Source organism: bacterium (assembly GCA_023145965.1).
GTDB lineage: Bacteria > UBP14 > UBA6098 > UBA6098 > UBA6098 > UBA6098.
On the sequence record JAGLDC010000009.1, the window covers coordinates 25007 to 35874 of the forward strand.

12 protein-coding genes and 1 tRNA gene are annotated in these 10868 nt (G+C 40.6%); 11 read left to right on the plus strand and 2 right to left on the minus strand.

Features of this window, described 5'->3' with window-relative positions:
• Nucleotides 1–6: 6 nt before the first annotated feature.
• From infA to KAH81_01240, 11 genes are all read left to right on the plus strand, one after another.
• The gene (gene infA / locus KAH81_01190; protein ID MCK5832263.1) at nucleotides 7–225 is read left to right on the plus strand and encodes a translation initiation factor IF-1; all 219 of its coding nucleotides are present in this window, start codon (nucleotides 7–9) and stop codon (nucleotides 223–225) included.
• Nucleotides 226–250: 25 nt separating this feature from the next.
• A complete protein-coding gene (rpmJ, locus tag KAH81_01195; protein ID MCK5832264.1) occupies nucleotides 251–364 on the plus strand; it encodes a 50S ribosomal protein L36 in 114 nt (37 codons plus the stop codon).
• A 9-nt stretch (nucleotides 365–373) separates the two neighbouring features.
• The gene (gene rpsM, locus KAH81_01200) at nucleotides 374–760 is read left to right on the plus strand and encodes a 30S ribosomal protein S13 (protein ID MCK5832265.1); all 387 of its coding nucleotides are present in this window, start codon (nucleotides 374–376) and stop codon (nucleotides 758–760) included.
• A gap of 25 nt (nucleotides 761–785) precedes the next feature.
• Entirely contained in the window at nucleotides 786–1178 is a 393-nt protein-coding gene (rpsK, locus tag KAH81_01205; GenBank protein MCK5832266.1) for a 30S ribosomal protein S11, read from the plus strand.
• A 12-nt stretch (nucleotides 1179–1190) separates the two neighbouring features.
• Nucleotides 1191–1823 (plus strand): 30S ribosomal protein S4, encoded by a 633-nt coding sequence (rpsD, locus tag KAH81_01210; protein ID MCK5832267.1) that lies wholly within the window; start codon nucleotides 1191–1193, stop codon nucleotides 1821–1823.
• A 19-nt stretch (nucleotides 1824–1842) separates the two neighbouring features.
• Nucleotides 1843–2826, plus strand: coding sequence for a DNA-directed RNA polymerase subunit alpha (locus KAH81_01215; GenBank protein MCK5832268.1), 984 nt, complete (start codon nucleotides 1843–1845; stop codon nucleotides 2824–2826).
• 2 nt (nucleotides 2827–2828) lie between these two features.
• On the plus strand, nucleotides 2829–3464 hold the full coding sequence (gene rplQ / locus KAH81_01220) for a 50S ribosomal protein L17 (protein ID MCK5832269.1): 636 nt from the start codon (nucleotides 2829–2831) through the stop codon (nucleotides 3462–3464).
• A 1-nt stretch (nucleotide 3465) separates the two neighbouring features.
• On the plus strand, nucleotides 3466–3957 hold the full coding sequence (locus KAH81_01225; GenBank protein ID MCK5832270.1) for a hypothetical protein: 492 nt from the start codon (nucleotides 3466–3468) through the stop codon (nucleotides 3955–3957).
• Nucleotides 3957–4919, plus strand: coding sequence for a Gfo/Idh/MocA family oxidoreductase (locus tag KAH81_01230; GenBank protein MCK5832271.1), 963 nt, complete (start codon nucleotides 3957–3959; stop codon nucleotides 4917–4919). The genes KAH81_01225 and KAH81_01230 overlap by 1 nt, the downstream gene beginning before the upstream one ends.
• Nucleotides 4920–6047: a lipid-A-disaccharide synthase gene (gene lpxB, locus KAH81_01235; GenBank protein MCK5832272.1), complete on the plus strand. Its 1128-nt coding sequence runs from the start codon at nucleotides 4920–4922 to the stop codon at nucleotides 6045–6047. It begins immediately after the preceding gene.
• 346 nt (nucleotides 6048–6393) lie between these two features.
• Nucleotides 6394–8322 carry a tetratricopeptide repeat protein gene (locus tag KAH81_01240; GenBank protein ID MCK5832273.1) on the plus strand — a complete coding sequence of 643 codons (1929 nt, stop codon included), beginning with the start codon at nucleotides 6394–6396 and terminating at the stop codon, nucleotides 8320–8322.
• A gap of 14 nt (nucleotides 8323–8336) precedes the next feature.
• Here the strand turns inward: KAH81_01240 and KAH81_01245 are convergent, their stop codons facing one another.
• Nucleotides 8337–10112, minus strand: a complete 1776-nt coding sequence (locus tag KAH81_01245; protein ID MCK5832274.1) for an oligoendopeptidase F — start codon at nucleotides 10110–10112, stop codon at nucleotides 8337–8339.
• A gap of 93 nt (nucleotides 10113–10205) precedes the next feature.
• Nucleotides 10206–10278: transfer RNA gene (locus tag KAH81_01250), tRNA-Thr, on the minus strand.
• Between the last annotated feature and the right edge of the window lie 590 nt (nucleotides 10279–10868).

The window sequence follows — 10868 nt, forward strand, 5'->3', positions numbered from 1 at the left end:
GTATAGATGGCTAAAGATACAAGTTTACAAATTGAAGGAGTCGTTTTAGAGGCATTGCCTAATACCACATTTTTGGTGGAATTAGAAAACGGCCATAAGATTTTGGCATATTTATCCGGCAAGATGAGGAAGTTTTATATTAGGATATTGCCGGGAGATAGAGTGACCATTGAATTGTCACCATATGATATTGAAAAAGGGCGGATCGTTTATCGATATAAATAACGGTTTTGTCCTAGGAGGTAATATAATGAAAGTTAGAGCATCAGTTAAAAAAATTTGTGATAAATGCAGAATCGTCCGGAGAAAAGGGCGTGTTCGCGTAATTTGCAAGAACCCCAGGCATAAACAACGCCAGGGATAGGAGAGATATATGGCAAGAATATCGGGAATAGACCTGCCAAAGAATAAGCGCATCGATGTAGCTCTTACCTACATATTCGGTATCGGACAAACTTCGAGCAAAAAGATACTTGAGGTTACACAAATCGATTCCGCGACAAGAGTTCACGAACTCACTGAGGCAGACGTTTCGCGCCTTAGACAGGAAATAGATGCGAATTATCAGGTCGAAGGTAACCTAAGAGCCAAACGAGCAGGAGATATCAAAAGACTTATAGAGATCGGTTCTTATAGAGGTCTTAGACATAAAGTAGGTTTACCTGTCAGAGGTCAGAGAACACGGACTAATGCCCGTTCGAGGAAAGGCGCAAAACGCACAGTCGGATTGGGTAGGAAGAAGCTTGGCAAGAAGGGTTAATTCCCAATTATTTAGGAGGAAATAAGTGGCGAAAACAAAAAAGCGTCAGCCGCGCAAGGTAAAGAAGGTCGTTGGTGAGAACGGTGTTGTTCATGTAACCGCGACTTTTAATAATACAATCATTACTTTCACTGATAAGAACGGCAACACCATTACATGGAGTTCCGGTGGTTGTATTGGTTTTACTGGGAGTAAAAAGTCTACGCCTTATGCGGCTCAGTTAGCCGCTAAAGAGGCTGCTGAAAAGGCCATGGAAATGGGTCTTCGCAACGTCGAAGCCTGGACTCAAGGTCCAGGAAGTGGTAAAGAGGCAGCTGTCAGGGCTATAGGGGCTACCGGTTTAAGAGTAACGCGTGTTAAGGACATTTCGCCAGTGCCTTTTGGCGGATGTCGTGGTAAAAAGCGCCGTCGTGTATAGGAGGCTTTTATAATGGCAAGATATATTGGACCATCGTGCAGACAATGTCGAAGAGAAGGACAGAAGTTATTTCTAAAGGGTGAGCGTTGTAATTCCGACACTTGTGCAATTACAAGACGCGGAACTAATCCTCCGGGAAGCTATAAGCAGGGTCGTAGGATGAGAAAACCTTCTGATTATGCTATTCGACTTCGCGAGAAACAAAAGGCTAGAAGAATTTATGGTATTCTCGAAAAGCAATTCAGACGCTATTTCGAGCGCGCTACGAGAATGAAGGGTGTTACTGGAACGAACCTTCTTCAGCTTCTCGAGCTTCGTCTCGATAATCTAGTGTATCGTCTAGGATTTGCACCTTCGAGAAAAGCTGCAAGACAGCTTGTGCTTCACAGGCATTTAATTGTCGACGGGAGTTTAGTAAATATTCCATCTTATGAGGTTCACCCCGGGCAGATCATCGGTGTTAGAGAATGCAGTAAGGATCTCGAGATAATCCATGATTCGTTGAGGAATATCGGCGAGAATGTACTTCCGTGGCTTCAACTCGAGAAACCGAAATTGATTGGCAAACTCTTATCTCTTCCAACTCGCGAGGAGATTCCTGTGGAAACACAAGAACAGCTTATTGTCGAATACTATTCGAGATAATTAACAGGAGGACCCCGAAATGAAGTGGAAAAGCATGCAAATGCCCAAAGATGTTGTCCTCGAACCATCCACCGCTACTCAGACTTTTGGTAGGTTTTTCTTTGAACCGCTTGAAAAGGGTTATGGAGTAACGATAGGAAATGCACTACGTCGAGTGGTTATACATTCGATGCAAGGTGCTGCTATTACATCGGTTAAGATAGACGGAGTTCAGCATGAATTCTCTTCTATAGCCGGTGTTTTAGAGGATATGACTGAGATAATTATTAATATCAAAGGGATTCGCTTTAAAGTTAACAGTGATTATCCCAAATCCCTTCGTATCGACTTGGAAAAAGAGGGTGATATCACAGCTAAAGATATAATAAGCGATTCTGATATAGAGGTTCTCAATAAAAATCACCATATCGCTACATTGACTGAAAAAACGAAATTCGTAGCTGATCTTGAAATGGGTGTAGGAAAAGGTTTTAGAACGGCGGAGGAAAATAAAAACGATTCCGTTCCGGTTGGGACTATCTTTATTGACAGCATTTTTACACCTGTTCTCAAGGTGGAATATTATGTCGAGCCTGCGCGTGTAGGTCAAAAAACAGATTACGATAGACTCATATTCGAGCTTACAACCGATGGTTCAATATGGCCTGAAGAAGCACTTGCTATGAGTGCGAAGCTTCTCATAGATCATTTCGACCTATTCCTCTCTCCAGATACCGATCTAGACAGGATAGAGGAAGAAGAAATAGATGAAGAAATGATGAAGATACGAGAATTGCTCAAGATGCCCGTTGATGAGTTGGAGCTTTCGGTCCGCTCATCAAATTGTCTTCGAGCAGCGAAAATTAAGAGCCTTGAAGAATTAGTGCAAAAATCTGAGTCTGAGATGTTACAATACCGTAATTTTGGACGTAAATCTCTCGCCGAAATAAATGAAGTTCTTGCTAAGCTTGGGCTTTCTTTCGGAATGGATGTCAGTAAATATTTGGATAAAAAGGAAGGTTAGCCATGAGGCATAACGTAAAAGGAAGAAAACTTAATCGAAACTCTTCTCATCGAAATGCAATGATGAGAAACATGGCTACAAACCTATTACGGCATGGAAGCATAAGAACTACTCTTGCGAAAGCAAAAGAAACTAGGCCATATGTCGAGAAGCTAATTACTCGGGCGCTCGGAGGTAAACTTGCAGATAAAAGAGCTATTATCGAGATATTAAACGATAGGCAAGTAGCACACCATCTAATTAACGATATTGCACCGAATTTTAAAGACAGAAATGGTGGATATCTTAGAATTGTGAAAATCGGACCGCGTCAAGGTGATGGTGCTGAAATGGCTTTACTGGAGCTAGTTGGTGAAGAGGAAGAGAAGCGCAAGAAGAGATCAAGCGCTAAAAAAGACAAAAAACAAGCTGTAAAAACAGAAAGTAAAGCCCCTGAAGGTGATAAAGATAAGGGAGAAATTCCCGATCACGAGGAAAAATCCCATGCCCGCGACGAGCAAGTGAAAGAACACCTCGTTTCCGGTTCAAAAGCGGAAGGCACAATTAAATCGAGTAAGCCGGCAAAACCTAAGCAGGCTGTTGTTGATAGAAGTCAGTCGCAGCACAAAACACCGCCACCTTCTGGTCAGGAGCGTTAGTTTGGCTCAAATCGGCCAAGGCAGAATGGGGACATTATTAATACTAGTAATGTCCCTTCTTGTTTTGATGACCGTACTTGCATACTACTATTACATGTTGAATACAAAGAGGATGAAAGCAAGTGATAGTGAAGCTATATATGCCCCTGGAGAAAAACCTAATATTCCATCTACAGCTATAGATCGCGAAAATACACGCACTGCGGGGAAGAAAAGATCATCCAATAATTCAGAATCTTTATTACCTGCCATAATAAGAATTAGAAAATCGTTAGCCAAATTTAACCCGGGCGGTTACGAAACGCACAAATTTAAAAATGTATTTGATCGACTTGAAAAAGCAGCTATTTATAACGAAGTCAATGATGAAGAGCTTGGAGTATTTTCAGTTAGTCTAAAAATATCGTTAGATGACGGCACCATAAATGCATCTGAGATGGATAATTTACTTGAAATATTGGAATCTGCGATAATAGATTCGGAAGGGGATTGATGGATAAAATTGATATTGGTGTGATTGGAACGGGCCATCTTGGAAGGTTTCACACGAAGATACTCTCTGGTTTACCTTCAGCGAATTTGGTTGGGATATACGATATTGACAGAAACCGCGCAAGATCTGTTGCCGAAGAGTTTTCTACGAATGAAATATTTGACTTAGATGAACTATTCGCTAAATGTTCTGCTGTTGTAATAGCATCGACGACATCGACACACAAAGACTTAGCCGTTAAAGCAGTAAAAGGGGATTGTCATGTATTGGTTGAAAAACCTATAGCCGACACCTCTATTGATGGCCGGATTATGGTTGATACAGCCGAAAAAGCTGGTAAAACCTTGATGGTTGGACATGTCGAACACTTCAATCCTGCATTTGAGGCTGCGCGAATGTTAATCGATAATCCTATGTTTGTAGAGTCGCACAGATTGACTATTTTCCGCGGACGAGGTGCTGATGTGTCTGTTGTTCACGACCTTTTAATACACGATCTCGAGCTTCTTTTGGCAGTCCTCGATCTTGAACCGACTAAACTTTCAGCTTCAGGAAGCTCTATTCTCACCAAATCTCCAGACATTGCTAATGTTAGACTGGAATTCCCAAATGGTTGTGTAGCTAATCTCACGGCAAGCAGGATTTCACTTAAAAATATGCGTAAGATGAGGTTTTTTCAGAAGGGCGCATACATTGGTGTGGATTTTGGTGGGAAGGTTGAAGTTGCAACGCTTAACAACGAAGGACCTCAACCCTCGAAGAATGCTGAAAGATTCGATTTACCCGGTGGGGAGACTATTTTGCGTTGGAATGCCGAGGTTAAAGTTGGCAACGCCCTTCAGATTGAATTGGATCATTTTATCGAGTGTATTAAAAATAATAAAGAGCCGCTTGTTTCCGGCAGAAGAGGCCTTCAGAGCCTCGAGTTGGCGGATAGGATAATAGCAGAAATCGAGAGTTAATTGGCGGAGAATATCCTAATAGTCGCTGGCGAACCCTCGGGGGATAACATCGCAGGCCCGCTTGTCGAGTGTGTCAAAGAAATCAAGCCGAGAATAGAATTTTGGGGCTTCGGTGGGAAGGCCATGGCATTGAGGGGAGTGGAAATCCTTTGCGACGTCAGCGAGCTCGCATTTATGGGATTTGCAGAAGTCATAAGACATTTACCTTCATCTTATAGAAGACTTAATGAGCTTCAGAGGGAAGCTATCGAGCGTAAGCCAAAAGGGGCTATACTGATAGATTACCCCGGATTCAATTTGAAATTAGCGGAAAAGCTAGCTAAACAAGGAATACCGGTTGTTTTTTTCGTTTCCCCCCAAATCTGGGCTTGGAAATATAACAGAATTCATAAGATCAAGAAATATGTTTCCAAAATGATAACAATATTGCCCTTCGAAGCGGAAATATATAGAAAAGAAGGGATTCCGGTAAATTATGTCGGCCATCCATTTGTTGATATGATAAAACCGACAGTGAAATCAATCGAATTTAAACAACGCTACGGAATCGACGGTAAACTCCTCCTTCTTCTACCCGGAAGCAGAGCTCAGGAGGTATCTAGATTGATAGGGCCTATGTTGGGCGCTTATCAAATACTTTCTCGGGAGAATACAAGTTTAAAAGCTATTGTTGCTCGTTCGTCAAATGTTGATATAAAGCTTTACGATTCTGCTATTGCTCGCGAAGGAGTTACTGTAGCTACAGATATTGCAATGGATGCTATGTTTTCCGCTGATTCGGCAATTTCGTGCTCTGGAAGTGCCACACTTCAATGTATGTGCGCGAAACTTCCCCATGTAATTACTTACAAGACCAATTATTTATCCGCAAGTATCTATAGAAGTGTTGTTAAAACTGATTATATTGGTTTAACAAACCTTGTGGCTGGTTATTCGGTTGTTCCGGAAGTTTTGCTTGGAGATACAACCCCAGCAAATCTCGCTGCAGCTGTGAGACCATGGATATTCGATGGTGAAGCAAATAGTTCGAAAAGACAGGAACTCGAGTCTATTAGAGCAAAACTAGGTGAAACTGGCGTTTTTTCTCGTGCGGCCAAGGAAATTGTTTCAACTCTTTTCTCCGAATAATAATTCTCTTGATTTTTTCCTAAAAACAGTATATATAATTCTTGGCAGTATAAAATCTATCGCTAAAAATGGTTTAGGTGTTTTGTTTTTGTGTTAGTGGGAGGTGCCTATTCAAAAAAAGAGGTTAATACTTCTTTTATATTTTGCTTTGCTAATTCTGGGCTATTTTTACCCTTCAGAATTGTGGCCTTTCTCCAACCTATTTTTTATTCCTTTAACCGCTCAAATAGTAATTTGGATATTGCTCATATCTATCTATCTATTATCTGCTGAAGAGTTTTTCATTAAGTGCTTTAATTTGTTTGCGTCTAGGTTATTCCAGCATACGGGGAAGATAAAAGTTATAATGATTATCTTTACTGGTATTGCAGTAACTTATATTTTTAGAAGCTCGAATTTTATTTGGGGAGATTCGCACATGATGGCGGCTTGTATTTCTAGATTCCCCGGAACAGAGGCTATTCTATGGCATCACTATGGTACAGCGGGATTATATAGGGTGTTATATTTGGCTGCAAATTGGCTATTCAAACCATGTGGTTTAGGACAAACCGAAATTTTCCATATTTGTTTAAATTTAATCCATAGTGCGTGTGGAGGTTTTTTTGCTTTAATAGCTTTTAAACTTTCAATTTTAAAGGGCAATGAACCGTTTCAAAAGGCAATTATTTTCATTACGATATTGTCTTCTGGTGTTTTTCTAACATTTACCCATCAGGAGTTTTATGCTCCATCGTTAGTTTTTGCTATTTGGGCATTTTATTTAATTCTTAAAAACGAGAGTAACGGAAAAAGTCGTATATATATAATTCCGCTTATTTTTGCTATCATTCTCAATCCTTTATATATCTACATTGCCTTTGGAGCATTGCTTACGGAACTGCCAAAAAAGAAAAGGAACCTTATAATAGAAATAAGTGCTTTATGTTTTGTGGTATATCTTATACTCGGTATAATTTTTAAACTCCCGTTAGAAAAAAATATAATTGTATTTAGTGATCCTAAGCTGTTTTGCTCTTTGCATCACTTATTGCTTTTCATTAATCTCGTTTTGTTTTCCTCTCTTGCTGTTCCTGCTTTTATTTTTCGAAGAGGTAAAACATATAAGAAAGGAATACTGTTTTTCACTAGTATTATCGCATTAATACTAGTGATTATGTTGAAAATGGATTATGGCGCTATGGACTGGGACCTTGCTACTACGATATTGCTTCCTTTGATGCTTATGAGTGCTCTGCATATTTGCACCCTTGACCGGAAAATATCTTTGCCTATAGCGCTAATATGTCTAATTATATCTTGTACATGGTTTTATCTAAATGTTTCTATAGAACGAGGTATGAATAAAGGTGAATCCATGATCCTTGTCCAAAAAACTGAATATTTCTGCAGAAAACCACCCGAAGAGAGGCTTATACAGATTTATCATCGCAATATATTTCGTCAGAAACGCCTCGATAGAATAGAGAAATGGTGCGAAATATGCCGCGCGAAATACCCATACAGAACAATGCCCTATGTATATTCAATCTTCGTTGCTCTAGAAAAGGATATGCCAAAAAGAGCTGCTTATACAGCCTTAAAGGCTTTCGAGAAAACCAATATCGAACGCAAGATGCTTCCTGCTGTAATTAATATAATAGCTGAATCAGATAGTGCCGAATTGGAGAGTATAATTTTGCGAATGGAACGAGGCGGTGAAAAGTTAGAGTTGATGCAATCTTTTCCGGTCAATAGAAAACTCGAAAACGAAATCGAGCGACTGGCTATCGAATGCGAATGCTCCGACACATTGTGGAATAAATCGTTAATTGAGGTTCTGCATATCTCGGGTTATGTTGCATATTTGGCTTCGAGTGGAGACCTGGAGGGCGCTTTAGCTTTTTATAAGGGTGGAAGAAAATTATATCCCTTTTCGCCAGCTATTCCCAACAACTGGGGGATAATTTTGAACTATCTACGCAACACAGACGAAGCTCGTAAATGCTTCGGTATTGCCCTTTCTCTGGGTAGCTCAAAGGGCAATTATTACAACAATATGGCTTCGAGTTATTACAACGAGGGCAAATACATCGAAGCGATGAAGTATATTGAAAAAGCTATCGAAATTGAACCTGGAAGGGCAATTTTCAATATTAATTGCACTGCCATTCTGTTCAAGCTTGGACGAAAGGGGGAGGGTATCTCCAAGCTCAAAGCTTATGTAGAAAACGCCGATAATGAGAGCGCCGAGCTCACTCGCGCATTCATGCACGAGATGGGATTTATCAACTAACCTAGTCTATCGCTTTAGCTCAATTCTTTCAATTTATTTAATAATCCTCTAGTATGATCGATTGCGGCCTGCATAACCTTGCGGTCAGTTGGGTCGATACCGACGGATTCGAGCGCCTGTTTTGGATACTTGTTTCCGCCAAAGCTGAGTAGTTTCTTGAATTTTGGAATGAAGGATTTACCCTCTTCTTTGAACTTAGAATAGCATGCGAGGCTAACCATATGAGATAGGCAATAGTTATAACAATAGAAAGGTTTGAAGAAGATATGTCCTATACGCGCCCAGTCGAATTGATGTTCTGGAAGAATTTCTATGGAATCACCGCCAAGAATGCGATACCATTCAAGCCATTTTTCGTTCACCCATTCGTGGTCAAAAGAACCATTGACGAGTTGATTATGTATGTCTTCCTCAAGCCGGCTTATGGTTGTTTGCCTGAAGAGAAGATTCAGTGAATCCTCTATCTGTTTAGTGAGGAGAGCTTTTTTAAGCTTGTCGTTGCTTTCGTTTTCTAGAAGGTAATCGAGAAGCATAAGTTCGTTGAAGGTCGAGGCGATCTCTGCGAGCACCATGGGTGGATCGGACCCGAGAAGGCGCTGAGCGCGATTGGTAAGGACGCTATGAATTCCATGACCAAGCTCGTGAGCCAGTGTAAACCAGCTATCAGGGGTTCCTGTGAAGGATTGCAGAACATAAGGATGGAAGCCCCATATTCCCCAGCAAAAAGCGCCACCTCGTTTGCCTTTACGGATAGCTACATCGACATACTCGCCTTCGATGAAATGCCGGACGATCGATTCAAATTCGCTATCGACGCGAGACATTGCATCGTATATCATTTCGACTGTGTTTTCATAACTTTTTGTTACTTCCACAGGTTCGTAAGGGGCGTATAAGTCGCAGATCCTAATTTTGGTTCCGAGAGCTTTACTCTTATAACGATAATAGTCCTGGAAAAGATCGAAACCGTCTCGAGTAACATCAATAACGGTGCGATAAACCGACTCAGAAACCTCGTCTCCGAGAAGTTGTTTAGATAGCGTGGATTTGAATTTGCGCCTGGTAGAGTCCAATTTGTGGTGAAGAGCAATTTTTTGTAAAACTGTGCCATAAAGTAGGTTATGTTCTTTGTATACGTCCCGGACATGGATATAAGCTGCGTGTCGGGTATCTGCATCAGGGTGAAAGAGAAGTGCAGATATCGCTGGCTCTGTATCTGCGGTTTTACCATCGGGAGTAGTAACAGGTTCGAATTCTTGTGAACCAAGATGCTGTTCCCTAAGCTGAATAAACGCGGAAACTCCTGTTAATCTTGTCTCGTTAAGAATTTGTTCAACCTCTTCAGAGAGTGTATGTTCCTTGAAATCCAGGAGTTTTTCGAAATAGTGTTTATATGGAGCAAGTTGCTCATTGCTGAGTATGGTTTCGATAGTTTTTTCTGGGAGTTTTTGTAGCTCAATATCAAAGAACACCAAATTATTAGACGCGGTGCTTATTATCTCCTGGACGCGATGTTGCCATGAGACTGCATCCTTATCCCGAGTATTGGCGTTGAAGCAAAGCGCAGGATAGCTATATAAGCGTTGTTCAATTTTGGCTAAAACCTCATATTCTTCGATGCAACTTTTAAGCTTGGAAGTGCTCCCCGATATTGCGGCGAGTTTGCCTCTGTATTTATCCCTGAAAGCTTCGCACTTAGCGATTATACTTCCCAGATCATTTTTAAATTCAAGTGAATCGAAGGATTTATAAAGGTCCTTTAAATCCCATTCTTTACTTAGCTTTTCCATAATTTCCTTTCGGCAAACGCGATTTAAAGGCAGAAACAGACCCTATGAATAAATATATGAATTATGACCGAGTGGTCAATATTAATTTAAAAAAGCCAGCAAACGGATTCGAACCGTTGACCTGCTCATTACGAATGAGCTGCTCTACCAACTGAGCTATGCTGGCAAAAATAACAATAAGCAAAAGCCAAAGGTAAAAGTATTACATAAAAGGGAACCTCTACGCTTTGACTACCACCCAATAAGCTTGAGACAAAATAACAAAGAACGGCAAAAAGTCAACTTCAAATTTATAGACGAAAAATAAGCGCGATCAATTATTTAGATTGAAAATTGAAACGAAAGCGAGGTCGAGATGCTTATTAAATCTAATTTACAAGAAATCAAGATTTGACTTATTCGGAAAATTTTTGATCGAGCTTGCATTTATTTAAACTCCATCTGCCAAGTATAAATTGAAGCTATCATTTTTTGCGAGTGGTGCGCCGCAAATTCTGGGTGTTGAATCGCATCTTTTGGGTGTTGAGTGGTATCGATTGGGATCGGGAAGGCTTGACACTCGATCAATTTAATAGAACACTCGATCAAAACGGCTCGACACCGCCTCATTTCGCTAGACCACTCAATCTAAATTGTTAAACAGCAACGGCTTAAGGGTTAATGTTGTTGATTTCTCTATTATATTTCAAAATCCGTAGAGGAGGGTTCGCGACCCTCCCGTTTCCATATCACGATTATCGTAATTTGACGACGGGC

What these genes read in the sequence shown, in the direction of transcription:
- rpsM (MCK5832265.1), top strand. Translation starts at nt 374, where the DNA reads ATGGCAAGAATATCGGGAATAGACCTGCCAAAGAATAAGCGCATCGAT.
- KAH81_01240 (MCK5832273.1), top strand. Translation starts at nt 6,394, where the DNA reads ATGATTATCTTTACTGGTATTGCAGTAACTTATATTTTTAGAAGCTCG.
- KAH81_01245 (MCK5832274.1), bottom strand. Translation starts at nt 10,112, where the DNA reads ATGGAAAAGCTAAGTAAAGAATGGGATTTAAAGGACCTTTATAAATCC.
- rpsD (MCK5832267.1), top strand. Translation starts at nt 1,191, where the DNA reads ATGGCAAGATATATTGGACCATCGTGCAGACAATGTCGAAGAGAAGGA.
- rpmJ (MCK5832264.1), top strand. Translation starts at nt 251, where the DNA reads ATGAAAGTTAGAGCATCAGTTAAAAAAATTTGTGATAAATGCAGAATC.
- KAH81_01230 (MCK5832271.1), top strand. Translation starts at nt 3,957, where the DNA reads ATGGATAAAATTGATATTGGTGTGATTGGAACGGGCCATCTTGGAAGG.
- rplQ (MCK5832269.1), top strand. Translation starts at nt 2,829, where the DNA reads ATGAGGCATAACGTAAAAGGAAGAAAACTTAATCGAAACTCTTCTCAT.
- KAH81_01215 (MCK5832268.1), top strand. Translation starts at nt 1,843, where the DNA reads ATGAAGTGGAAAAGCATGCAAATGCCCAAAGATGTTGTCCTCGAACCA.
- infA (MCK5832263.1), top strand. Translation starts at nt 7, where the DNA reads ATGGCTAAAGATACAAGTTTACAAATTGAAGGAGTCGTTTTAGAGGCA.